Raw genomic sequence first — 23,907 nt, 5'->3', positions numbered from 1 at the left:
TTAGTCTTTTATCGTTATGAGGCCCGCCATACGGGCCTTGGAAATGCGGCTTAGCTGCGATAGAGGCTGAAGTGTTCCTTGCAATCCACCAACTGCTGTTTGGTCAGCATGAACACGCCGTCGCCGCCGTTTTCGAACTCCAGCCAGGTGAACGGAATGTCCGGATATTGTTCCATCAGATGTACCATGCTGTTGCCCACTTCACAAATCAGCACGCCGTCGTCGGTCAGGTAGTCCGGCGCGCAGGCCAGGATGCGGCGCACCAGCTTCAGGCCATCGCTGCCCGCCGCCAGACCCAGTTCCGGCTCAAAGCGGAACTCCTGCGGCAGATCCGACATGTCTTCCGCATCGACGTACGGCGGGTTGGTGACGATCAGATCGTACTGGATCGCGGGAACGTCGCGGAACAGATCGGAACGGATCGGGATCACCTGATGTTCGACGCCGTGCGCCTGAATATTGCGCTCGGTTACCGCCAGCACTTCGCTGGAGATGTCCACCGCGTCCACTTCCGCTTCCGGGAAAGCGTAGCCGCAGGCGATGGCGATGCAGCCGCTGCCGGTGCACATGTCGAGGATATGGCGCGGCGGGTGCGGGATCAGCGCGCTGAAACGATCGTTGATCAGCTCGCCGATCGGCGAACGCGGCACCAGCACGCGCTCGTCGACGTAGAATTCCATGCCGCAGAACCAGGCCTTGTTGGTCAGGTAAGCGACCGGGATGCGTTCGTTGACGCGGCGAATCACGCGCTCAACGATGCGATGGCGCTCGCTGGAAGTCAGACGGGCGGTGTGCATGTCCTCCGGAATGTCCAACGGCAGGAACAGGCTTGGCAGCACCAATTGCACCGCTTCGTCCCACGGATTATCGGTTCCGTGACCATAATAGATATTGGCGGCGTTGAAGCGGCTTACCGTCCAGCGCAGCATATCTTGAATGGTGTGCAGTTCGTTCACTGCTTCGTCGACGAAAATTTTGTCCAATTTGCCCTCCGGCAGGCGCTGTGTTTCATGATTTAGCCGCATAGTTTGCCATGAAGCCCGCGACAAATCACGCTTGCCCCTCGCGCTTTTCACTCTGGCCCGAGTTTTGCGTCGACAGCGCTCATTCACAAGGTAAACTAGCGAAATAAACGATTTCCGGTGAATGAAGCATGAAGAACAAGCCCCCTCTGAGCAAAGACGAACAACAGCTCTTCAGAGAGTCGGTGGCGGGCGCGAAAAAGCTACGCCAGGACACCATCGTCCACCGCCCGCCGAAGCCCAAGGTCAAACAGATTGCGCCGCAGCGATTGCTGCAGGAGCAGGTCGATGCCAGCTATTATTTTTCAGATGAATACCAGCCGCAGTTGGAAGAGGAAGGCCCGACGCGCTACGTGCGCCCCGGCAGCAGCCCGTATGAGCTGAAGAAGCTGCGACGCGGCGATTATTCGCCGGAACTGTTTCTTGATTTGCACGGCCTGACCCAGCTGCAGGCCAAGCAGGAGCTGGGGGCGCTGATCGCCGCCTGCAAACGCGAGCACGTGCACTGCGCCTGCGTGATGCACGGGCACGGCAAGCACATCCTCAAACAGCAAACGCCGCTGTGGCTGGCGCAGCATCCCGACGTGCTGGCGTTCCACCAGGCGCCGAAGGAATGGGGCGGCAACGCCGCCATCCTGCTGTTGGTGGAACTGGCCGAGTAGTTCCTGCAAAAACGACTCAGGGCGATGTCAGACATCGCCCTGAGTTTATTCCGCACCGCATCCGCGGTTCACACTTTGGCCATCACCTGCGACGGGCTGACCTGCCATTCAAACTTGCCGTAGCTGCCGTCGGCCGGCAGATCGACGTTGGCAATCGCCGAGGTCGCGAACATCGGCGGGCACTCGCCCGGGCACAGTTCAGCCACCAGATACCCCACCAGCGGCAGGTGCGACACGATCAGCACCGAGCTCACCCCTTGCATCGCCAGCGCCTGAAGATAGCTGCCGACCTGTTCGGCGTTGCCGCCCGGCGTCAGCTCGGGCAGCACCTCTTCGCCCTCCGGCAGCGTCAAGGCTTCACGCACCGTCGCCAGCGTCTGTTCGGCCCGCAGATAGGGGCTGACCAGCACGCGTTCAATATCCACAGACTTGGTGTTCAACCAGGCCGCCATCTGACGGGACTCGTCGCGGCCACACAGGGTAAGGGGCCTTACCGCATCGCTGGCTGCCTCGAGCGCCGCCTCTCCGTGACGCATAATCAAAACTTGCATATTGCACCGCTGTTGTTGACAAAGTAACGCTATACAGAAACGCCGTGCGTGCTGTACCGCCGAGTTTTCCAACCCAAAGCCAAAGCTTTAAAACGATAACGCGCCGTCTCTTTATGGCGGCCGGGCATTTTGCCTGAAAGTTTGCCTAAAGAAAATGCTGTTTTTTACAGCAACCCTCCCCTGGCAAACCTCGATTGCTCACAGAACAATCAATTCAACGGGTTAAATTTTAACCTTGCCGCCATGAAATTTATTGATGACGGTCAAGCTAACTTACCGCTGCCTGCGCCTTGCTGTACAGCCTCACCGGCTGACGCTGTTGCAAGGAGTGATGGCGATCACAACGCGACCCTGTTGCAACTATAGTGCAAATCGGGCCGTCCTGCGTTCAGCTCCCCTGCGGGTAAAAACGCTCGCCCTGCTGCGCCATGCGCTGCAAGCGTTCGCACGGCGCAAAGTGCTCGCCGTGCTGCTGGCGCAGGTATTCCAACGTTTTCACCACTTTTTCGGCGCCGAGCTCGTCCATATAGCGGAACGGGCCGCCGAGGAACGGCGGGAAGCCGATGCCGAACACCGCACCGATATCGCCGTCGCGCGCGCTGCGGATCACGCCTTCATCCAGGCAGCGCGCCGCTTCGTTCAGCATCATCATCACGCAGCGCTGGGCGACGGTCGCCGGCAGCATGTGCGACTTCGGCGTGACGCCGAGCAACGTATACAATGAGGTATCCGCACGTTTACGCCGCTGCCGCTGCTGCCCTTCGCTCGGGTAGAGATAGAAGCCGCGGCCGTTCTTGCGCCCTTTACGCCCGTCCTTCAGCACCGCATCGAACGCAGCCGGCGCGGCGAAACGCGGCCCCAGCGCCTCGACCAGCACGGGAATGATTTTGGTGCCAACGTCGATGCCCACTTCATCCAGCAGGGTAATCGGGCCGACCGGGAAACCGAAGTCCACCAACGCCTTGTCCAGCGACTCCATCGGCTCGCCTTCCAGCAGGCAGCGCGCCGCTTCGTTGATGTACGGCGCCAGGATGCGGTTGACGTAAAAACCGGCGCTGTCGCCCACCACGATGGCGGTCTTGCCCTGCTTGTGCGCCAGCGCCACGGTGGTGGCGATGGTCTCTTCGCTGGTGCCGGCGTGCGGTATCACTTCCACCAGCGGCATTTTATCCACCGGGCTGAAGTAGTGCAGACCAATCACCTGCTGCGGCCGCTGCGCCTTTTCGGCGATGTGGCCGATAGGCAGCGAAGAGGTGTTGGAGGCGAACACGGTATGCGGCGCGCAGTTTGCTTCGACCTCGGCCACCATCTGCTGTTTCAGCGCCAGATCCTCAAACACCGCCTCGACCACGATATCCGCCTGCTCAAAGCCGGTGTAATCGGTAGAGCCGGAGATCAGCATCATCTGTTTTTGCCGCTCCGCCGGGCGCATGCGCTTGCTGCGTACCCGTTTGCCGAGCACATCCCAGCTGTATTTCAGCGCGTGATTGATGCCGGTTTCATTGATGTCTTTGATGCGAACCGGCAAACCGCCGCGCGTGGCGGTGACACAGGCGATGCCGCCGCCCATCAGGCCGCCGCCGAGAATGCCGACGCGATGCAGGGCATGCGGCTTGGCATTGCCGCCCCGCTCTTTTTTCAGCGCGGTGGAGGCGAAGAACAGGCTGCGCAACGCCGCCGACTGAGGCGTCATCGCCAGCTCGCCAAAGGCGCGCGCTTCGGCCTCATAACCGCTGGCGCTGCCGTGATCCAGCCCGGTGCGCACCACCTGAATAATGCGCTCCGCCGCCGGGTAGTTGCCGTGGGTTTTCGCCAGCGTTTTTTTGCGCACGATGCTGAACAACAGATTTCTGCCCAGCGGGCCATTGAGCAGGCGATCCTGCCACGGCAGCTCGCGCTGATGCTTCCAGCCCTGTTTCACCCGCTCGATGGCGGTCTGCAACAGGATCGACTGCGGCACGGCGTCGTCCACCAGCCCCATGCGCAGCGCCTGGCGGGCGCGAATGTGCTTGCCGGTCAGGATCATGTCCAGCGCCTTGGCGGCGCCGATCAGGCACGGCAGGCGCTGAGTGCCGCCAGAGCCCGGCAGCAGGCCCAGCTGCACTTCCGGCAGACCGAGCGCGGTTTTGTCATCCAGCGAACAGACGCGGCCGTGGCAGGCCAGCGCCAACTCCAGGCCGCCGCCAAGGCAGGCGCCGTGGATGGCGGCCACCACCGGCACCGGGAACGCGGCGATCTGCGCCAGCGTGCTCTGCCCTTTCTTGGCCAGCGTTTCCGCCTCTTTGGCGCTGGTGCAGGCGGCGATCATGGTGATATCGGCGCCGGCGATAAACGAGTCCGGCTTGCCGGAAACGATCACCAGCCCTTCCAACGCGGTGTGCTGCTGCGCCCGGATCAGCACGTCATTCACCTGTTCGACGAACTCGGCCTTGAGCGTATTGACCTTGTCGCCCGGCACGTCGATGGTGATCACGCCGATATTGTCGGGGCGAATCGTCAGCTGAAAGGCCGATGGTTTGGCCCGCTGTTCGTGCAATGCGTTTTCGGCACTCATTATTCCACCTCCACGATCATCGCGGCGCCTAACCCGCCGGCGGCGCAGGCGGTGGTCAGGCCCAACCCGCCGCCGCGGCGTTTCAGCTCGCGCAGTGTCTGGGTGATCATGCGCGCGCCGGTGGCGGCGAACGGGTGGCCATAGGCGATGGAACCGCCCAAGACGTTGAATTTGTCCATGTCCACCTCGCCGATCGCCTGGCTGCGGCCAAGCTTCTCGCGGGCGAACGCTTCGCTGGCGAACATCTTCAGGTTAGCCAGCGTTTGCGCGGCGAAAGCTTCATGCATGTCGATGAGCGTCAGATCGGCCAGACCGATGCCGGCGCGATCCAGCGCCAGCGGCGTAGCGTAAGAAGGCCCCAGCAGCATGTCTTCCCACACGTCGATGGCGGCGAAGGCGAAACTGCGCAGATAGCCGAGCGGCTGCAGCCCCAGCGCTTTGGCGCGCGATTCGCTCATCATCAGTACCGCCGCCGCGCCGTCGGTCAACGGCGTGCTGTTGGCCGCGGTGACGCTGCCATGCTTGCGATCGAACGCCGGTTTCAGCTTGGCGTAGGAAGCCAGGCTGGAGTCTTTGCGGATATTGTTGTCTTCGGAAAGCTGCGCGCGGTAAGGCGGCACGTAGGCCGTCATCACCTCATCGCGCAGCCACCCCTCACGCCAGGCTCTGGCCGCCAGTTCGTGGGAACGGTGCGCCAGCGCATCCTGCGCTTCGCGGGTGATGCCGTGGCTTTTCGCCATCTGCTCAGCGGTATCGCCCATGCGCAGACCGGTGGAATACTCCGCCACCGCCGGCGGCACCGGCATCAGATCGCGGAATTTCAGCCGGCTGAACAGTTTGAGACGCTGCGACAGCGTGCGCGCCTTGTTGACGTCCACCAGCGTGCGCGCCAACGCCTTGCTGACCCCGATCGGCAAGACGGAAGAAGAGTCCGCCCCGCCGGCGATGCCGACGCTGATGCTGCCGGCCATGATGCTCTCCGCCACGTTGGCGATCGCCTGGAAGCTGGTGGCGCAGGCGCGCGACACGCTGTAAGCGTCGGTATGAACGCTCATACCGGTGCCAAGCACGATTTCACGCGCGATGTTCGGCGCCTCGGGCATTTGCACCACCTGGCCGAACACCAGCTGTTCGATCAGTTTTGGATCGATGCCGCTGCGCGCCAATAGCTCGCTCACCGCCGTTTTCCCTAAATCCACCGCCGGAATGCCGTGATAGGCAGTCGCCTGTTTGGCAAAGGGGGTACGCAGTCCATTCACAATCGCAATGCGGTCACCATGACGGGTCACCAACGGCAGTGCCTTACTCATAAATGCTCCTGAAGAAAATAACGTCAGCGCAATGGGCAGAAAGAGGTCTGACCTGATGAGGTCATTGTTAACCAAACGGTTACATTTGGCAAACCGGCAGAGATCAAAACTGCGAGCAGGCGCACTTTCTATGGGGAACGAGGCGAAGAAGGAAATCCCCGGCGCGCAGCAGGCTGCGCCGGGGGTAAAGCGGGGATTAACGCAGGCCGAGCTGGAAGATCAGGGTTTCCGCCTGGCAGGCGAAGGTGAAATCGGCCTCCAACTGCACGCCGCCGTCAACCGGTTTAATGCTACTGCTGATGTCACAAGGATCGGACTCGACAGCGCGCGCCTTTTCGCTCAGGGCCGCCAGCATCGCCTCCGCATCTTGTTGATTACCGAACACCTGGCTGTAGGACGCGGTGCAATCGGTGTTATCCATCACGGTGCCGACATCCACGCAGCAACACGCGGCTGTTTCCTGGGCGCTGCATTTATTAATTGCATCTGACATGATTGGTTCTCCTCAAGGGCCTCTGTTATCAGCCCAAATTGCCGTTTCACTCACCGGCACAAAGCCACAAAATTCTGCGGGTATTTTACGCTTCCACGCCGGCAATCACTAGCACTTACTTTTACTGGGTGTTTTAAGTGATGGAAATCACAAATAAAAATGAGCGTCTGCTAAGGAACGGTAAGAATTTTGTTATTTACCGCTGTCTTTTTGTTAAGCAGATCTCTTTTTTGATATCAGGTTGGAAATATTTCAAAAACAAACTTGCAACAATTTCACAGGTCAGACCTATACTTCAGCCACTGGTCTGATTTGTCTGAACGATAACGGACCCTACAATCCCGCGCTCCTTGTTACTTCGTGTAACAATAGTTTAAATAATAAACACATAATGAGGTTTTGGTCATGAGCCAGAAAAACCTATTGACTAAATCAGCTCTCGCAGCTGCAGTGGCAATTATTTCTTCAAACGTGTCTGCCGCAGGATTCCAGCTGAATGAGTTCTCATCAGCTGGTTTAGGACGTTCGTATTCTGGCGAAGGCGCCATGGCGGATACGGCGGCTTCCGCAAGCCGCAACCCGGCGTTGTTGATGATGTATACCCGTCCCGAGCTGTCCATCGGCGCAGTCTTCATCGACCCGGACGTTGACATCACCGGCAAATCGCCTTCCGGCGCCAGCCTGGACTCCAAAAATATCGCCCCTGTCGCCTGGGTGCCGAACCTGCATTATGTTCACCCGATTAACGATCAGTTCGCCGTAGGCGGCTCGGTCACCAGCAACTTCGGTTTGGCGACCGAATTCAACGACGGTTATACCGCCGGCGCTTACGGCGGTAAGACCGATCTGACTACCGTTAACCTCAACCTGAGCGGCGCCTACCGTCTGAATCAACACTTCAGCTTCGGTCTGGGCTTCGATGCGGTGTACGCCAAAGCCAAACTGGAACGCTACGCCGGTGAATTGCCGAAACTGATCGCAGGTTCCGGCCAATTACCGCCGCAGCTGGCCGGTCCGGTATCACAGATCCCGGCTGATACCCAGATTTCGCATCTGAAAGGCGATAAATGGGGTTACGGCTGGAACGCCGGCATTCTGTACGAAGTGGACGAAAACAACCGTTACGGCTTCACCTATCGCTCCGAAGTGAAAATCAAGTTTGACGGCGATTACAAGAGCAGCCTGCCATCGGCCTATAACCCAATTCTGGGTTCCCTCGGCCTGCCTTTGGGCACCAACGGCAGCACCATTCCGGGCTCTCTGGATCTGAACCTGCCGGAAATGTGGGAGCTGTCCGGTTACAACAAAGTGGCGCCGCAGTGGGCTATCCACTACAGCCTGGCTTACACCAGCTGGAGCCAGTTCCAGGAGCTGAGAGCCACCGGCAACAACGGCCAGACCCTGTTCGAGAAGCATGAAGGCTTCCGCGATGCCTACCGTATCGCGCTGGGCACCACCTACTTCTATGACGACAACTGGACCTTCCGGACCGGTATCGCCTTCGATGACAGCCCGGTGCCCGCCCAAAACCGTTCGATCTCCATTCCCGATCAGGACCGTTTCTGGCTGAGTGCCGGTACTACCTATGCGTTCAACAAAGACGCCTCGGTTGATGTCGGCGTGTCCTACATGCACGGCCAGAAAGTCACCATCAACGAAGGCCCTTACACCTTCAACTCGGTGGGTAAAGCCTGGCTGTACGGCGCCAACTTCAACTACCGCTTCTAATCTCGCCTGAGATGGATGCCAAAGCGCCCCCTGGGGCGCTTTTTCTTTGCCTGCCGCTTGCCGCCGGCATAAAAAAAACCCGCCTGACGGCGGGTTTTCATTGGCATAATGCCCGGGATTACTGCGAGTCGATCTCGTCCAGTTCGCCCTGAATCGCCTTGGCGTTCGGGTTCTCTTCCGGCTTGAGCGAGCCGCCGTTGGCGATGAAATCGTGGCGCTGGAAGTAAGCCTCGCGCACCATGACATAAGGATCGGAAGAGTTGCGCAGCAGGCCGTCGGAATCCAGCAGTTGAGCGCGGGTTTCGATACCCTCGACCACCCATTTGCCCGCCGACATCCAGAAGGTCAGGTAGCTCAGCATCGGATACAGCGTATCCGCAAAGTCGCCGCCTTCGTCACGCAGCGTGAAGCTGCCGTAGCCCGGCAACATCACGTACGGGCCGTAACCCACATCGTAATGGCCCAGCGTACTGCCGAAGCGGTTCGGTTCTTCGCGCGCCAGTTTCGGGTTGGCCATGCCGGCCACGTCGATCAGACCGCCCATCCCAAGCAGGGTGTTCAGGAAGAAACGGTTGAAGTGGATCATCCCGCGGTAGGGATCGCCCTTGAGGAAGGCGTTGACCATGCTGGCCGGCTCTTCCAGGTTGGAGGTGAAGTTGCTGATGCCGTTACGCGCCGGCATCGGCACGTAGTCGCGCCAGGCCACCGCGACCGGACGCAGAATATAAGGATCCAGGACGTTGTAGTTGAAGTCGAACATCGTCCGGTTAAATCCTTCCAGAGGATCGGAACGCCCTTGCGGCTCATTGTCTGGCGTGCTGGCACAGCCCACCAGTAATGCCGCTGCGAATGCCACCCCAGTCAGGCGAAAGTTCATATTTTTCTCCATAAAAACACGTTCGGTCTTATTTTTCAGGGACCTGCTTGTTTATCTGAACGCTAACCTGCTCTTTACCGCTGAATGTCTGCAGCGAGCTTTCGCCGAACCAGTCCCCCGGCTGCGGCGTGGCCAATCCGTCCTGTGAGAGGCGCACACGCACCTGCACCTGATGCTGTGCCGAGAGTAGACGCTCGGGCATCATGGCGTTGCTGTCGTCCAGAGAGAAAGACAGCGGAAAACGGCTCAACGGCAATTGTTTTACCGCGACCGGCACCGGGCTGACGCCGTCGGTCACCGAGATAACCAGCGTCCCCTGCGGCGGCATGGCTTTCGCCGCCTGCGGTGACAGTGAAACAGTCACATTCAGTTTAACAGTTTCTCCGCCGGCCTGGGCTTTTGCTTGTGCAATACTGCGCTTTATCACTTCCGCGCGCGGATCGTTAGCCGGCAGCAGCTGCAGCATCACTTGCCAGGCGCCGATCGCCTGTTTGAAATCGCCCTGTTCGAAGGCATTGAACGCCAGCAGGCTCAGCACCCGCGGATCGCTGTGGTTTTCCGCGATCATGCGCCGCAATAGCTGCGTCGCCTGCTTGTTATCCTCCGGATCGTTGGATCGCGTCAAGACCTCGGCATAGCCGAGCCGCACTTCCAGACTATTCGGATCCAATTGATAAGCATGAGCAAAGGCCTGCGTGGCGGTAGTGGCATTGTTCAACGCCATGCCGACGCGCCCCAGCATCATCCAGTCGTTGATATTGCGATCGTCCTGCTGCAGCGCGGTGCGCAGCCCCAGCCCGAGACGAGCAATCTCTTCCATGCTCAGCGGTTTGGCGCGCTCATTGGCGACGCGCTCGCGCAATTCCGGCATTTGCGCCTGCACCAAGCGCCAGTCCAGCACCTGCGCCAGCCCGCCGGTTTTCAGATAAAAGCCAACGGTCACCACCAGCAATAACAGCACGCCCGGCACCAGCGCCCAGCGGTTGATCGGTTTCGCCTGCGCCATCTGCTCGGCCGGGATATCGTTCAACAGGTTCTGTTGCAGCTCTTTGACCAGTTCCGGACGCTCGGCTACCACGCCCTGCTGCTCATCCTGCTCCAACTCGCTGAGGCGATCCTGATAAAACGCCTTGTTCAACGCATCGCGCGTGGCGGCGCTCTGCTTGCCGTGGCGCATCGCCGGCACCACCAGCAACGCGGCGGCGCCGGCCAGCAACACGCAAATAATCAGCCAAAAAGCCATTAGGGTTTCTTCCTGTCAGTCTCTTGCAACAGCGCCGCCAGGCGCTGCCGTTCCCGTTCGGAGAATGCATCGTCCACCACCGCCTCGGGCTTGCGACGGGTGCGCAGGATCACCACCGCCCCGCCGATCACTACGAACAGCAGCGGGCCGATCCACAAGATCAGCGTCGCCGGCGTTACCGGCGGCTCGTAGGTGACGAAGTTGCCATAACGCGCCACCATGTAATCGATGATCTGCTGCTTGCTTTGCCCCTGCATCATCAGCTCGTACACTTTGGTGCGCATGTCGGCGGCGATAATGGCGTTGGAATCGGCAATGCTGTTGTTCTGGCATTTCGGGCAGCGCAGCTGTTCGGTCAACTCGCGATACTGCTGCTCCTGCTCGACGGAGTTGAAGCGATAGGTATCGATCGCCGCGGCGGCGCTCCAGCTCAGCAGCGCGGCGCACAGCAGAACAATCAACCTCATGCCTCACCCCCGTACTTTTTATACAGCGGCAGCACTTCCTGCTGCCAGACGCGCTCATTCATGTCGCCGGCGTGGCGATAGCGAATGATCCCCTGGCCGTCGATAAGAAAGGTCTCAGGCGCGCCGTACACCCCGAGATCCAACCCCAGCATGCCGTCGCCGTCGTACAGGCTGAGCGCATAGGGATTGCCCAGGGAATTCAGCCAGGCCACCGCCTTGGCGCGATCGTCTTTATAGTTCAGGCCGACCACCCGTACGCCGCGCGCCGCCAGCGTATTGAGATACTGATGTTCCGCGCGGCAGGTCGGGCACCAGGTGGCCCAGACATTGAGCAAGATCGGCTTGCCGTCGCGCAGCACCGCCTGATCGTAGGTTTTGCCGGGCTGATCCAGCGATTCCAGCTTGAAGGTCGGCACCGGTTTGCCGATCAGCGCCGACTCCAGCATGGTCGGATCTTCGCCGCCCGCGTTGCGCGTCAGCTGCACCATCAGGGCCGCCACCAACAGCAGGAAAAGTATCAATGGGATAAACAGCAGCTTACGCTTCATGATTGCGCCTCCAGCTTGCCTTCGCGCTTGAGCTTTTTGCTCATGCGATAACGCGGGTCGAGAATGCACAGCAGGCCGCCGATCGCCATAAAGACGCCGCCGAACCAGATCCAGCGCACGAAGGGTTTGTAATACAGACGCACCGCCCAAGATCCGTCTTCCAGCTCCTCGCCCAGCGCCGCGTACAGATCGCGGCTGAACCCGCCGTCGATCGCCGCCTCGGTCATCATGCTGCGCGCCACGCTGTAGTAGCGTTTCTCCGCATGCAGCGTCGCCTCCGGCTTGCCGTTGCGCGTCACGTCGATGATGCCGACGCCGCCGCTGTAGTTGGGGCCGCGAATGTCGTGCACGTCGCGGAACACGAAGTGATAATTGTGGATATCCACGCTGTCGCCGGCCTTCATCCGCACGTCGCGCTCCACGCTGTAGTTCTGGCTGAAGGCGATGCCGATCACCGTCACCGCCACGCCGAGGTGGCCGAGCACCATGCCCCAATGGCTGCGAGACAGCTGCCGCAGACCGCGCCAGAAACCGTGGCGGTGGGTGGCGCGCTCATGCAGCTCCATCAGCGTCAGGATGATCACCCACAGCGCCATGATCAGACCCACCACCGTCATGCCGGCGATGCTGTCCTGCAGCAGCCACGGCAGCAGAATCGACAGCACCAGCGTCACCAGCAGCGCCACGCCGAGGCGGCGCCACAGCTTGCGCGGCTCATCGCGGCGCCAGCGCACCAGCGGCCCGATACCCAACAGCAGCGCCAACGGCGCCATCAGCCAGGTGAACATGGTGTTGAAGAACGGCTCGCCGATCGAAATGCTGCCCAGCCCCAACTGTTTGTGCACCAGCGGCAGCAGCGTGCCCAACAGCACCACCAGCATGGCGGCGATCAGCAACACGTTATTGCCCAGCAGGAAGGTCTCGCGCGAGAAAGTCTCGTGCTGCACCCGGCTGCGCACCTGGCCGCCCTTGACCGCGTACAGCAGCAGCGAACCGCCGATGACGATCACCAGATAGGCGAGAATAAACATGCCGCGCGCCGGATCGGAGGCGAAGGAGTGCACCGAGACCAGCACGCCGGAGCGCACCAGGAAGGTGCCCAGCAGGCACAGCGAGAAGGCGGTGATCGCCAGCAGCACCGTCCAGGCTTTGAACGTGCCGCGTTTTTCGGTCACCGCCAGCGAATGCATCAGCGCGGTGCCGGCCAGCCACGGCATAAAGGAGGCGTTCTCTACCGGATCCCAGAACCACCAACCGCCCCAGCCCAACTCATAGTAGGCCCAGGCCGATCCGAGCACGATGCCCAGCGTGAGGAACACCCAGGCGGCGGTGGTCCACGGGCGCGACCAGCGCGCCCAGGCGGTGTCGAGCCGGCCGGCCATCAGCGAGGCGATGGCGAACGCGAAGGCGACCGAGAAGCCGACATAGCCCATGTACAGCAGCGGCGGGTGGAAGATCAGGCCGATATCCTGCAGCAGCGGGTTGAGATCGCTGCCGTCGATCGGGAAGTTAGGCAACGTGCGGGTGAACGGGTTGGAGGTCATGATGATGAACAGCAGGAAGCCGGCGGTGATCATGCCCATCACCGACAGCACCCGCGCCACCGCGTCCTGCGGCATCGCCCGGCTGCACAACGCCACCGCCAGCGACCAGCAGCTCAGCAGCAGCACCCACAGCAGCAGCGAACCTTCGTGCGCCCCCCAGGTGGCGGCGATGCGGTAATACACCGGCAATTGGGTATTGGAGTTGGTGGCCACGTAGGCGACGGTAAAATCGTTGACCACGAAGGCATGCACCAGGCACAGGAACGCCAGCGCAATCGCCGCGAACATGCCGTAGGTCAGCGGGCGGGCCACCGCCATCATGCGGCTGTCCTGCCGCGCCGCGCCCCACTGCGGGTAAATGCTCAGCAGCAGCGCGATCGCCAGCGCCAGGCACAGCAGAAAACTGCCCAGTTCCGGCATCATGACTTGGCGCCCTCCGCCTGCGGCGCGTTATACGCTTCCGCCGGCCCTTTGTGATTCTCTTTCATCGCGTCGGCCACTTCCGGCGGCGTATATTTCTCGTCGTGCTTGGCCAGCACTTCACGCGCGTTGACCACGTTGCCCTCGCCCAGCACGCCCTGCGCCACCACGCCCTGCCCTTCGCGGAACAGATCCGGCAGAATGCCGGTGTAGGTCACGCCGATCGCGCCGCGCGCGTCGTAAATCTTGAAGCTGACCTGCAGCGTATTGGGATCGCGTTTCACCGAGCCCGGCATCACCATGCCGCCGATGCGCAGCCGTTGGCCGACCTCGGGCTTCTCATGATTTTCGCCCTTGCCCTGCAGGATCTCACCCGGGGTATAGAACAGATCGATGTTGGAGCGCAGCGCGTACAGCATCAGGGTCGCGGTCAGTGCAATACCGATCAGCACAACGATCGCCAGATAAAGGCGGCTTTTACGACGTGGATTCACAATGATTTCTCCCGCGGTGCGGCGGATTTTTGTTTTGATTGTTGCGCATGGCGAATGCGCCGCTCGCGCGCCTGACGGCGGCCGATCTCGGCGAGCAACTGCCGCCGCTGCCAGACGGTGTGCGCCACCAGCCCCAACAGCGAAATCAGCGTGGCGGCGACCGCCAGCCAGACATAGAAGGCATAACCGCCCATGGCGAAAAACGCCGGCCAGGAATCGAATGCGGCATTCATGACTGACGCTCCTTGTTCACCAGCCCGGCGACCCACGGGCGCTGGCGCTCCTGGAACAGAATCAGATTGCGCAGGCGCATCAGCGTCAGCGTGACGAACAACAGCAGGTAGCCGAGGATCGCCCAGCGCAGCGGGGTACGCATGCTGGGCGCGATGGATTGCTGCATGTTGGTCGAGCCCTGATGCAGCGTGTTCCACCATTCGACGGAGAAATGGATGATCGGAATGTTCACCACGCCCACCAGCACCAGAATGCCGGCGGCCCGGCCCGCCAGGCGGCGGTCTTCGAAAGCGTTATACAGCGCGATGACGCCCATATAAAGGAACAGCAGCACCAGCTCGGAGGTCAGCCGCGCATCCCATACCCACCAGGTGCCCCACATCGGCTTGCCCCAGGCGGAGCCGGTCACCAGCGCGATAAAGGTGAACACCGCGCCGATCGGTGCCATCGCCGCCACCACGGTATCGGACATTTTCATCTGCCACACCAGGCCGATAAACGCCGCCACCGCCATCGAGGCATAGATGCCCATCGACCACATGGCCGCCGGCACGTGAATATAAATGATGCGGAAGCTGTCGCCCTGCTGATAATCCTTCGGCGCGAAACCAAAGCCCCAGGCCCAGCCAAGCAGCAGGCAGGCCGCCGCCGCCAGCCCCAGCCAGGGGATAAAGCGGCCGCAGACGTGATACAGCCGTTCAGGCCGCGCCAGTTGATGTAACCATTTCCACATTGTCGTCAGTGCTCACGGTAATTTTTATGCGTCGGCCGCCCCGAGCGATCGAAACGGCGAAAATCTTCTGCGGGGTACGCTCTTGCCGGCCTTGCCCCGTCTGTTCATTCAATTTGTTAGCTAGTGCACGCTCACTCGCAGCGCCGCTGCGGCGGCAAACGGCGCCAATGTCACGCTGCCCGCCAGCATCGCGCCGAGTATCGCCAGGTAACCGTCGATCGGCATGCCCATCGCGGCGGCGTCGATCGCGCCGGTGGCGAAGATCAGCACCGGGATATACAGCGGCAGCACCAGCAGGCTGAGCAGCACGCCCCCTTTGCGCAGGCCGACGGTCAGCCCCACGCCGATAGCGCCGATCAGGCTCAGCGTCGGCGTACCGAGCAGCAGCGTACCCGCCACCGCCAGCCAGGTTTGCATATCAAGCGACAACAGCAGCGCCACCAGCGGCGACAGGATCAGCAGCGGCAATCCCGTCACGACCCAGTGAGCACACACTTTGCCCAGCACCGTCATCGGCAGCGGCGTCGGCAGCAGCAACAGCTGCTCCAGCGAGCCATCGAGAAAATCGTCGCGAAACAGCCGCTCCAGCGACAGCAGCGAGGCCAACAGCGCCGCCACCCATACGATGCCCGGCGCAATGCGCGCCAGCAGCTGCGGCTCCGGGCCAATCCCCAACGGGAACAGCGTGATCACAATCAGGAAAAACCACAGCGGGTTGACGATCTCCGAACCTTTACGGCAGGCGATTTTCAGTTCGCGACGCACCAGGGTCAAAAACATCACAAACTCCCCGCGTCGTGTTCCGCCAAACGAATTTTGCCCACCGTTTGGCTGACGCCGGCCAAATCCTGATGGGTGGTCAACAATACCATGCCGCCCCGCTGCGCATGTTGCTCAAAAAGGCTAATCAACTCGGCCACGCCCTGTTTATCGATCGCCGTTAGCGGCTCATCGAGGATCCACAGCGGCGCCGCGCTGAGCCACAGGCGCGCCAACGCCACGCGCCGCTGCTGCCCGGCGGAAAGCTGCGCCACCGGCAGATCTTCGTAGCCCACCAACCCCACCTGCTCCAGCGCGCGCCAGATGGCCTGATGCTCGGCCGCGCCGCGCACCGCCTGATAAAACTGCAGATTTTCAAAGGGTGTCAATACGGCTTTGATGCCCGGTTGATGGCCGATAAACAGCAAATCTTGCTGGTAATCCGCGCGAGCGCGCAGCGTGTCACGCCCGCGCCAGCACACCTCACCGCCGTCCGGCCGCGCCAGACCGGCGAGGATGCGCAGCAAACTGGTCTTGCCCGCGCCGTTCGGCCCCTCTACCTGAATGATATCGCCCGGCTGAACTGAAAAGCTTAGCTCGCTAAACAGGATGCGCTCATCGCGCACGCAACTCAGACTTTTGGCTTCCAGCATCGGGGAACTCATATTTTTCTTTGGGATAGCGAATCATAGCATAAGCCTTTCCCCACACGCAGCCTGCGGCGGGCGCGCCGAGGGGCCAATATGGCGAGCAGGATCAAGAATGCGTGGAAAAAACCGGCGGATTTTAACTCTTGTTACCTTTTTCTGTATTTCGCCGCATTTAGGCCGGGCAACTACGCTTAATGACGTGACCTCACCCTTATTGAGCAGGAGCGACAGCATGAACGAACAGCAACGCCAGGAGCACGAGCAGGATGAGACGATGCGGGTAGAGAGCGAAGAACAGGAACAGGGCAAGCGCGAAATCGAAGTCAGGGAAGAGAATCTGCCGTCGCGCGCGGCGGCGGTGCATGAACAGATCCGGATGGAAGGCGAAAAAGAGCTGGAGCGCGACGGGCTGGCATTGCTGTGGTCGGCGATCGCCGCCGGGCTGTCGATGGGCGCCTCGCTGGCGGCGAAAGGCATTTTCCACGCCCGCTTGCCGGACGATCCCAGCCGCTTTTTCATCGAGAACCTCGGCTACACCTTCGGTTTTATCATTGTCATTATGGCGCGCCAGCAGCTGTTTACCGAAAACACCGTCACGGCGGTATTGCCCATCATGCACAAACCCACGCCGCGCAACCTGCTGATCCTGCTGCGCCTGTGGGGCGTGGTGCTGCTCGGCAACCTGATCGGCACCGGGCTGGCGGCGCTGGCGTTTACCCATATGCCGCTGTTCGACGCCGAAACGCGCGGCGCCTTCATCAGCCTGGGCGAAGAGGTGATGCGCCATACGCCGGGAGAAATGTTCGCCAACGGCATCCTGGCCGGCTGGATCATCGCCACCATGGTATGGATGATCCCGGCCGCCGGCGGAGCGAAAATCTGGGTGATCGTGCTGATGACCTACCTGGTGGCGATTTGCGATCTGACCCATATCGTGGTCGGTTCGGTAGAGATCCTCTATCTGGTGTTCAACGGCGCGATTGGGTGGCAGGAATTCGTCTATCCGTTCGCCCTGCCGACGCTGGCGGGCAACATCATCGGCGGCACCTTTATCTTTGCGTTGATAAGCCATGCGCAGATCCGCAACGATTTGAGCGCCCAAAAACGGGCGGCGCGTCAGCAACAGGAAAAACGGCGCCACGGCGGGGAAAAACCGTGATCGCCGTCGGTTAGGCGAGGAAATTTCGGCGCTAACTGGCGAGGTATTGAGCAAACGCGCCGCTAAGCGCTTATTCTGCGGGTAAAAAAAGGTATAATGCCTCGGCAGCTTCGGTTGCCAGCCCGCAGCGTCCCCGTAGTTAAACGGATATAACAAGCCCCTCCTAAGGGCTAGTTACTGGTTCGATTCCAGTCGGGGACACCATTATTTATTATCAAGCCATTCCCCATCATCCGCACCCGCAATCCCCCTTCTCCACGCCTCAGACCCGATTTCCTCCGCGCGTTATGATTGGCATTAATTGAAAAACTTGATATCCGTCGGCGTAGAAATCGTCGCCGCCTCACCTTTGGCCTTCAACTCGCCCGTCTCATCATCGAAATCGAACAGCGTAACGGTATTGGTGAACACGTTCGTGACATAAAGATGGTTGCCGGTGGCATCGAAAGCGAGCGCACGCGGCTCAATGCCGCCGGCCTCATAGCGCGTCGTCTCCCCTGGCAGCCCATCCCCACCAATTTTTAATACCAGCAAATGGTTATCGGCACCGCGATTGGTGGCAATAAGATATCTCCCGCTCGGGCTGAGGATAATGGCTCCGCCGCTTTTCGCCTCCGCGGAATCCTGCCCGCCGTTCAGTTTCACTTTTCCTTGTAGCGTCAATCGATGGTCACTGACGGTAAACGCCTCGATTTCACCCGCCATTTCGGTGATGACATAGGCATACTCGCCTTTCGGCGAGAACACCATGTGCCTTGGGCCGGCGCCTGGCGCAAAGCTGACATCGCGCGATGCATCCGCCTGTAACGGCTGTGCGCTATCCGAGCGATAGCGATAGGCGTGCAGCTTGTCCCCGCCGAGATCCGCCGCATACAGATATTTACCATCGCGGCTGAAGGTGGTTGAGTGCGCATGGCCCCCTTCCTGGCGCCCCTGCACGACGCCAGAACCTGATATAAACGGATAATGCTGCACCCGTTCACCCAGTTTGCCGTCACTGCCAATTGGCAATACCGTCATCCCCGCACCGCCTTTGGCGACGGAGTAGTTGGCGACAAACAGAAACTTGCCATCCGGACTGAGGGTGGCGTGCGTCGGCTGCTGGCCCGCACTGTTCACCGTATTCAGCACCCGCACGCTGCCAGCGTCGTCTATTGCCAAGGCGGTCACCGTTCCCGCGTTCTCCTCATTGGTGGCATAGGCGAAACGGCCATCGCGAGATTTTACGATCCACGATGGGCTTTTCATTTTAACCACGTCGAGCAGCGTTAACGTGCCGTCGCCATTAACCGTCAGGCGATAGAGCCCTTCACTGGGTCTTGCCGGTTTCTGCACCGCAGGCGCATCCGGAATATGGGTCCAGGTACCGACTAACGCTATTTGCTGATGTTCCCGATTATTGGCCATCGCATTTCCTGAAAACATGAGAAAAATTAACACCGCAGTTAATTGAATGCCCGGCCGACCTAAGCCGGCAACGATTGTTCGGCCAGGTGCAGACAATATAGAAGATAGCATAAAGCGAGCTTGAGGCCGCTTATTAATCGAGTCGAGAGGTTTTTCTCTATTCATGATGTTTTCTTGCCTCATCACTATGTCACAGGAATAAGTATATCGACATTGACAACCTTCCCATTTAGATCCTCTTGCCTGTATAACTCTATAAAAAAGCTCTCCCGCATTTTGACATTGATAGCTGGCAGATAAGCGTCATACATTACATCGAAAAAGTCAATATATTCTGACAACTCCCCCGTAAAGGGAATGACAATATATTTACCCATAGGGATATAGAAGTTAAAAATGGAATGGAAAACCTCTTGCCCCTTGCTGTTGGAATGCCATTTATTACTCCTTTTCTTTTCCACATTACATGCCCCCCGCTGCTTGCTTAACCATTTTTCATTGGTCTGGGCAATGTCGCCGGCATCTCTGAATTTTCTTATAGAATGAAAAATCAGCGATTTGTAATGCTTTAACATCTCAATGTCATCCGGCATGACCGTGTGGTAGAAATAGGGTTTCTTATCGTTGCCATACGGGGGGATCTGCGTGGAAAAATCCCACCCCCGGCTGTTTCTAAAGCTGTTGGGCGTTTCGCCAAAGAAACGTTTGAATGCCCGCGTGTAACATTGTTGTGAGGCAAACCCGGATGCCAGGGCGACATCCAATATGTTCCCTTGGTGCTGTTTGAGCAGAATAGCAGAGCGACTCAGTTTTCTATTTCTTATATAAGTCCCTAGCGTTATACCAAAATAATGCTTAAACAGCCGTTGCAAATGCCATTTAGAGTAACCTGAGATAATGGAAACCTTTTCAACTGACAGCCCCTCAACAATATTCTTTTCCATATATTCCAATACCTGCAAAAGAATATCTTTTCTGTAATCCATATGTGCTCCTTGCTTTTATAAGATTCGCGTCCTTTTTATTAAAATCGTTAACCAACCAAACCAAGTCATTAAGATTAATCCTAAAAAAAACCAGCCTGTCAATTCATTTTTTTCGGCATAGGAAAAACTATCGCATAAATAACTGAAAATGATCATGTTATATAAATCTCTCCGCAAGAAACCCATAAAACAAAATCAACTCGCGTAAAGTGCACTCATCAAAGATGCACTTGCCACGCCAGGTAGAATCACACTTTTTGCTAATTGTTTTACCTTAAAGTGTTTTTTACAGCCAGATTTCATGGCCGAATAGGAATTTCATCATCACAAATGAAAACGCATTTTATATGCTTGGCCCGCCGATAAAACGTACTGCGGAAGAGATATAAAAGTATGGCCGGCAGTCAAAGAAGACGGGAGGGATAAGCTCAAGGCTGAACATCGGTCTCTATAATCTCGCGTCGCAATAGCGCGTTTCTTTTTTATCGTTCCTGCGCAGAGAAAACGGATATCTTAACAAACCTTGCTCGATGCCCTATTTTACAAACCGCGCCCATTGGGAACCCTGTCTACGCCCATGAATCGCCCATCTCTCCCCCGGCAAAATACCGAGCCGACTCGCCCGCGCCTTGTTGTCAGAACGGCCGGCGGCCGCAAACAAAAAGCCCGGCTCGCGAGGCAGGGCTTTTCATTAACGGCCTGATTAATCAGCCAGGTTGTCGATCTCTGCGGATCTGTGCTTGCGCAACAGGTACAGCAGCAAAGACACCCGCCGCTCGGTGCGCTCCGGAGTATCCGGCGGCAGGTTGTAGCGCAGGGTATAACGCTCGTTGTTCTCGTTGCAGAAATCGATGACGAGCACGGGAGCTGAGGCCCCCGCTACTTTTCGATAATTCAGCGAGATGCACGACAGGTTTTTTTTCATCTCAACTTACCGCGCGACAGTGCGGCGGGTTGATTCGGCAATCCGCCCCACGCCGGCGCTCAACGCAGCGCCCAACAGCAGCACCAACAACGACCCCCACGCGGCGCGAGACAGTTGTTTGGCCGCTTCATCGGCCGCTTCACGCGCTTTCTGTTCGGCCTCGGCCTTGAGTTTTTCCACTTTCTGCACCGCCTGCTGGTAAGCCTGAGCGTAGTTATCGACGATTTGGCTCGCTTCATCGCGGCTCTTGCCGGTGCGCGCCGCAACGATATTCACCAACGCATCCTTGTCGGCCGCGCTCAACGTCGGCTCACCGGACTGCTTGACGCGGTCGAACCACTGCTTAAGCTCAGAGGCGGCCTGCGCCGGATCGGCAGCCGCGTCCATGGCCGATTGTTTGCCATCGGCGGTCGCTCTATCGGCCTTCTGTTCTAACCGAGACGGATCCAGTTCCGGTTTGCCGGTCTGCTTGAGCGTGGCGTTCAACTGATTTTCCAGGCTTCCCCAGTCAAGGCTGATGCCCTTTTTATCCAGCTGCTGCTTGAGGCCTTCGCCCACGTTTGGCGCCGCCGCCGCCAGGCCGCTGCCCGCCAGCGAAAGCCCTTTGCCCACCGCGCTGCCCGCCAGCCCCACCACGCCGCTCGCCAATGAAACCATCAGCCAGGTGGTCAGCAAGGTGGTGATCGCCCAGCTCAGCAAACCATGCAAGCCGCCGCGATTCGGTGCGGCGCGGCCGGCGACGAACGCGCCTGCGGCCAGCGATGCCAACGTTGAAACCAGCAGCCAGATCCCGGTGCCGGTGCCAAAGCCGCTCAACGGGTTGCCCTGTTGCATCATATCCACGGCCTGAGCGCCAATAGCCGTGCCCAGCACGCTGAAGGTCAGATAAGTCACCAGCGCCACGGCACTCCCGGCCAATATCGAGCCCCATGACACCTGAAACGCTAAGCGATTTGATTCATAGACAGTGGTCATCGTTGTTCCTTATATTTTCTGGACAAGTGATTGCACGCACGGCGGATAACCGCGCAGACAAATTCAGTCTGCCGCGCGGCGTTGTCGGCCGTCCCGGTTCATTTGCATCAGAATGCCTAGTGCATTCACACCCTGCGAATACGCACGTTATGCACTAAGCTGCTCAGCGAGTAGCGTAACCCGCGGCCCCCTTAAGCGGCCGTCCCCCTTCTGTCTAGCGGAGAACACATGAGCCAATCCGTTTTGGCCAGCGAAACCCACCGCGGCCACCTGCAGCAAATCATCTCCGGCTTGTCCGACGGCGTGATCCTGACGGATACCGATCAAACCTTGCTATGGGCCAACGAGGCCGCGTTGGCCATGCATGGCGTGAGTCATCAGAAAGCTCTGGGGGCCGATGCCGGCGAGTACGCGGCGCGTTTTGCCCTGCGCTATCGCAACAATCATCCGCTGGTTTTGGAACAGTACCCGCTGAACCGGGTTGCCGAAGGCGAAACCTTCACCGATGTGGTGGTGGAGGTTCGGCAGGTCGACGATCCGGACAGCTTCTGGGTGCACCGCCTGCGGAGCCTGATTATCACCGATGCGCAGGGGCAGCCGGAGCTGCTGGCGCTGATCCTGAGCGACGCGACGGAGTGGGCCAGCGCCGAACAGCGTTTTGAAAAAACCTTCAACGCCAATCCGGCGCCGGCGGTCATTTGTCGGCTCAGCGACCTGCGCTACGTCAAGGTCAACCAGGGCTTCCTTGATATGACGGGTTATCAGCGTGAACAGGTCATGGGGCGTTCGGTTTATGAACTCGACGTTTTGGAACAGGCGGAGCACAAAGAGCTGGCGGTGCAGCGCCTGGGGGAAGGCGCCACCATCCCGCAGATGGAGGCCGAGCTGAAACTGCCCGGCGGAGGAAGCAAGCTGGTGGTGGTTGCCGGCCAACCGCTGGATATCAATGAAGACGACTGCATGCTGTTCACGTTCACCGATCTCGAACCCCGACGCCAGGCGGAATCGGCGCTGCGAGAAAGTGAAGAGCGGTTCGCCAAGGCATTTCGCCTGAGCCCGGTGCCGACGTTGTTATGTACCGCGCACGAACGGCGCGTGCTGGATGTCAACGAAGCCTTCACCCGCGCCACCGAGTACGCCGCCGAAGACTTGATCGGCAAGACGGTCGGAGAGATCCCGTTTATTGACGATCCGGAGGCGAACCGCCGTTTGTTTGCCGCCCTGGAAAAAAGCGGCAACGTCGAAGGGCTGGACATCCGGGTGCGCAAGAAGGGGAGCGAGTCGATTGACTGTGTGGCCTCGGCGGATGCCGTCAGCATCCACAATGCGCCCTGTTATCTGCTGGTGCTCATGGACATTACCGAACGCAAACGCTCGGAGCTGGAGCTGGTAAGCGCCATCGAAGAAGTGATGCAGGACGCCTCCTGGTTCAGCCAAACCCTGATCGAAAAACTGGCCAACGTGAAAAGCATCAACCGGCCCGACCAGGCTGGACTCACCGCCAGCGATCTCACGCCACGCGAGCGCGATGTGCTGGAATTGATTTGCGAGGGGCTGCCGGACAAGAAAATCGCGGCGCGTCTCAATCTGGCGCTCAACACCATCCGCAATCATGTCGCGACGGTCTATTCCAAACTCGGCGTGCACAGCCGCAGCGAAGCCATCGTCTGGGCCAGAGAGCGCGGGCTGTTTACCGGCGGAGCGGCCTCCAGGAACGGCAAGTAGCCTGCAAATGCACTACCCAAACAGATGCAAACGCCCCTTATAGGCCAAAAGTGAAGTGCATAACATGGCGGTGCAAATGCAGGCTTTCGCTCTGTGCGAACGCCAAACGGATCGAACCTTAGGAGCACATCATAATGAACAGCGAAAAAGCCAATGGCATGATGGACAAAGTGGCGGGCAAAGCGCAGGAAATCGCAGGTGACGTCAGCGGTAACGAACGTTGGCAGGCCGAAGGCGTCACGCGCCAGGCAGTGGGCGCGCTGCAAGAAAAATACGGCGACGCCCTGAGCTGCGCCGGCGGTATGATGAAGAAAAACCCCCTCGCCGCGTTGGCACTCGTTGCCGGCGCAGGTTTGTTGGCCGGCCTGCTGCTGCGCCGCCGTTGATACGCGCCGGCGAGCAAACCGCTTTTCCCTGAATGTCGCGCCCGGAGGGTAACCA

At 59.3% G+C, this 23,907-nt stretch carries 24 protein-coding genes and 1 tRNA gene; 6 read left to right on the top strand and 19 right to left on the bottom strand.

Features of this window, described 5'->3' with window-relative positions:
* Positions 1–50: 50 nt before the first annotated feature.
* On the bottom strand, positions 51–983 hold the full coding sequence (gene prmB, locus CRO23_RS06675) for a 50S ribosomal protein L3 N(5)-glutamine methyltransferase (RefSeq protein ID WP_028127753.1): 933 nt from the start codon (positions 981–983) through the stop codon (positions 51–53).
* Between the two features lie 170 nt (positions 984–1,153).
* Between prmB and smrB the strand changes: the two genes are divergently transcribed.
* On the top strand, positions 1,154–1,684 hold the full coding sequence (gene smrB, locus CRO23_RS06670) for an endonuclease SmrB (RefSeq protein WP_004936226.1): 531 nt from the start codon (positions 1,154–1,156) through the stop codon (positions 1,682–1,684).
* A 68-nt stretch (positions 1,685–1,752) separates the two neighbouring features.
* Here smrB and sixA read toward each other — a convergent pair whose 3' ends face one another.
* The 4 genes from sixA to CRO23_RS06650 form a co-directional block, all read right to left on the bottom strand.
* A complete protein-coding gene (gene sixA, locus CRO23_RS06665) occupies positions 1,753–2,235 on the bottom strand; it encodes a phosphohistidine phosphatase SixA (protein WP_004936230.1) in 483 nt (160 codons plus the stop codon).
* A 388-nt stretch (positions 2,236–2,623) separates the two neighbouring features.
* Positions 2,624–4,789 carry a fatty acid oxidation complex subunit alpha FadJ gene (fadJ, locus tag CRO23_RS06660; RefSeq protein ID WP_097101597.1) on the bottom strand — a complete coding sequence of 722 codons (2,166 nt, stop codon included), beginning with the start codon at positions 4,787–4,789 and terminating at the stop codon, positions 2,624–2,626.
* Positions 4,789–6,099 (bottom strand): acetyl-CoA C-acyltransferase FadI, encoded by a 1,311-nt coding sequence (gene fadI / locus CRO23_RS06655; RefSeq protein WP_016926848.1) that lies wholly within the window; start codon positions 6,097–6,099, stop codon positions 4,789–4,791. The genes fadJ and fadI overlap by 1 nt, the downstream gene beginning before the upstream one ends.
* 196 nt (positions 6,100–6,295) lie before the next feature.
* Positions 6,296–6,592, bottom strand: coding sequence for a YfcZ/YiiS family protein (locus CRO23_RS06650; RefSeq protein ID WP_072270911.1), 297 nt, complete (start codon positions 6,590–6,592; stop codon positions 6,296–6,298).
* Between the two features lie 405 nt (positions 6,593–6,997).
* Between CRO23_RS06650 and fadL the strand changes: the two genes are divergently transcribed.
* Positions 6,998–8,320, top strand: a complete 1,323-nt coding sequence (fadL, locus tag CRO23_RS06645) for a long-chain fatty acid transporter FadL (protein ID WP_033634181.1) — start codon at positions 6,998–7,000, stop codon at positions 8,318–8,320.
* Positions 8,321–8,438: 118 nt separating this feature from the next.
* Here the strand turns inward: fadL and mlaA are convergent, their stop codons facing one another.
* From mlaA to ccmA, 10 genes are all read right to left on the bottom strand, one after another.
* On the bottom strand, positions 8,439–9,197 hold the full coding sequence (gene mlaA, locus CRO23_RS06640; protein WP_016926845.1) for a phospholipid-binding lipoprotein MlaA: 759 nt from the start codon (positions 9,195–9,197) through the stop codon (positions 8,439–8,441).
* A gap of 28 nt (positions 9,198–9,225) precedes the next feature.
* Positions 9,226–10,440 (bottom strand): c-type cytochrome biogenesis protein CcmI, encoded by a 1,215-nt coding sequence (gene ccmI / locus CRO23_RS06635; RefSeq protein WP_079450315.1) that lies wholly within the window; start codon positions 10,438–10,440, stop codon positions 9,226–9,228.
* Entirely contained in the window at positions 10,440–10,907 is a 468-nt protein-coding gene (locus tag CRO23_RS06630; RefSeq protein ID WP_079450316.1) for a cytochrome c-type biogenesis protein, read from the bottom strand. Before CRO23_RS06630 ends, ccmI begins: the two co-directional genes overlap by 1 nt.
* A complete protein-coding gene (locus CRO23_RS06625) occupies positions 10,904–11,455 on the bottom strand; it encodes a DsbE family thiol:disulfide interchange protein (RefSeq protein ID WP_016926842.1) in 552 nt (183 codons plus the stop codon). Before CRO23_RS06625 ends, CRO23_RS06630 begins: the two co-directional genes overlap by 4 nt.
* Entirely contained in the window at positions 11,452–13,422 is a 1,971-nt protein-coding gene (locus CRO23_RS06620) for a heme lyase CcmF/NrfE family subunit (RefSeq protein WP_016926841.1), read from the bottom strand. The genes CRO23_RS06625 and CRO23_RS06620 overlap by 4 nt, the downstream gene beginning before the upstream one ends.
* Positions 13,419–13,913 carry a cytochrome c maturation protein CcmE gene (gene ccmE, locus CRO23_RS06615; protein WP_004936264.1) on the bottom strand — a complete coding sequence of 165 codons (495 nt, stop codon included), beginning with the start codon at positions 13,911–13,913 and terminating at the stop codon, positions 13,419–13,421. Before ccmE ends, CRO23_RS06620 begins: the two co-directional genes overlap by 4 nt.
* A complete protein-coding gene (ccmD, locus tag CRO23_RS06610) occupies positions 13,910–14,146 on the bottom strand; it encodes a heme exporter protein CcmD (RefSeq protein ID WP_016926840.1) in 237 nt (78 codons plus the stop codon). Before ccmD ends, ccmE begins: the two co-directional genes overlap by 4 nt.
* Positions 14,143–14,880: a heme ABC transporter permease gene (locus tag CRO23_RS06605; RefSeq protein WP_004936270.1), complete on the bottom strand. Its 738-nt coding sequence runs from the start codon at positions 14,878–14,880 to the stop codon at positions 14,143–14,145. Before CRO23_RS06605 ends, ccmD begins: the two co-directional genes overlap by 4 nt.
* 120 nt (positions 14,881–15,000) lie before the next feature.
* Entirely contained in the window at positions 15,001–15,660 is a 660-nt protein-coding gene (gene ccmB / locus CRO23_RS06600) for a heme exporter protein CcmB (protein WP_016926839.1), read from the bottom strand.
* Positions 15,660–16,292, bottom strand: coding sequence for a cytochrome c biogenesis heme-transporting ATPase CcmA (gene ccmA / locus CRO23_RS06595; RefSeq protein ID WP_033639741.1), 633 nt, complete (start codon positions 16,290–16,292; stop codon positions 15,660–15,662). Before ccmA ends, ccmB begins: the two co-directional genes overlap by 1 nt.
* A gap of 229 nt (positions 16,293–16,521) precedes the next feature.
* Here ccmA and CRO23_RS06590 point away from each other — a divergent pair, with 229 nt between their 5' ends.
* Positions 16,522–17,448 (top strand): formate/nitrite transporter family protein, encoded by a 927-nt coding sequence (locus CRO23_RS06590; RefSeq protein WP_049300086.1) that lies wholly within the window; start codon positions 16,522–16,524, stop codon positions 17,446–17,448.
* A 129-nt stretch (positions 17,449–17,577) separates the two neighbouring features.
* Positions 17,578–17,652: transfer RNA gene (locus tag CRO23_RS06585), tRNA-Arg, on the top strand.
* A 93-nt stretch (positions 17,653–17,745) separates the two neighbouring features.
* Here CRO23_RS06585 and CRO23_RS06580 read toward each other — a convergent pair.
* The 4 genes from CRO23_RS06580 to CRO23_RS06565 form a co-directional block, all read right to left on the bottom strand.
* Positions 17,746–19,020, bottom strand: a complete 1,275-nt coding sequence (locus CRO23_RS06580; protein ID WP_233504957.1) for a lactonase family protein — start codon at positions 19,018–19,020, stop codon at positions 17,746–17,748.
* Between the two features lie 20 nt (positions 19,021–19,040).
* The gene (locus tag CRO23_RS06575) at positions 19,041–19,841 is read right to left on the bottom strand and encodes a helix-turn-helix domain-containing protein (RefSeq protein WP_016926835.1); all 801 of its coding nucleotides are present in this window, start codon (positions 19,839–19,841) and stop codon (positions 19,041–19,043) included.
* Between the two features lie 703 nt (positions 19,842–20,544).
* A complete protein-coding gene (locus CRO23_RS06570; RefSeq protein WP_004936288.1) occupies positions 20,545–20,766 on the bottom strand; it encodes a hypothetical protein in 222 nt (73 codons plus the stop codon).
* A 6-nt stretch (positions 20,767–20,772) separates the two neighbouring features.
* Positions 20,773–21,741: a DUF4013 domain-containing protein gene (locus CRO23_RS06565; RefSeq protein ID WP_028127757.1), complete on the bottom strand. Its 969-nt coding sequence runs from the start codon at positions 21,739–21,741 to the stop codon at positions 20,773–20,775.
* A gap of 228 nt (positions 21,742–21,969) precedes the next feature.
* Here CRO23_RS06565 and CRO23_RS06560 point away from each other — a divergent pair, with 228 nt between their 5' ends.
* Both CRO23_RS06560 and CRO23_RS06555 read left to right on the top strand, forming a co-directional pair.
* Positions 21,970–23,466 carry a helix-turn-helix transcriptional regulator gene (locus CRO23_RS06560; protein ID WP_016926833.1) on the top strand — a complete coding sequence of 499 codons (1,497 nt, stop codon included), beginning with the start codon at positions 21,970–21,972 and terminating at the stop codon, positions 23,464–23,466.
* 134 nt (positions 23,467–23,600) lie between these two features.
* Positions 23,601–23,852 (top strand): CsbD family protein, encoded by a 252-nt coding sequence (locus CRO23_RS06555; RefSeq protein ID WP_016926832.1) that lies wholly within the window; start codon positions 23,601–23,603, stop codon positions 23,850–23,852.
* Positions 23,853–23,907: the final 55 nt, after the last annotated feature.

The organism is Serratia sp. JKS296, from assembly GCF_900215445.1.
Classification (GTDB): Bacteria; Pseudomonadota; Gammaproteobacteria; order Enterobacterales; family Enterobacteriaceae; genus Serratia; species Serratia marcescens.
This window is presented reverse-complemented; position numbering and strand designations above follow the sequence as displayed.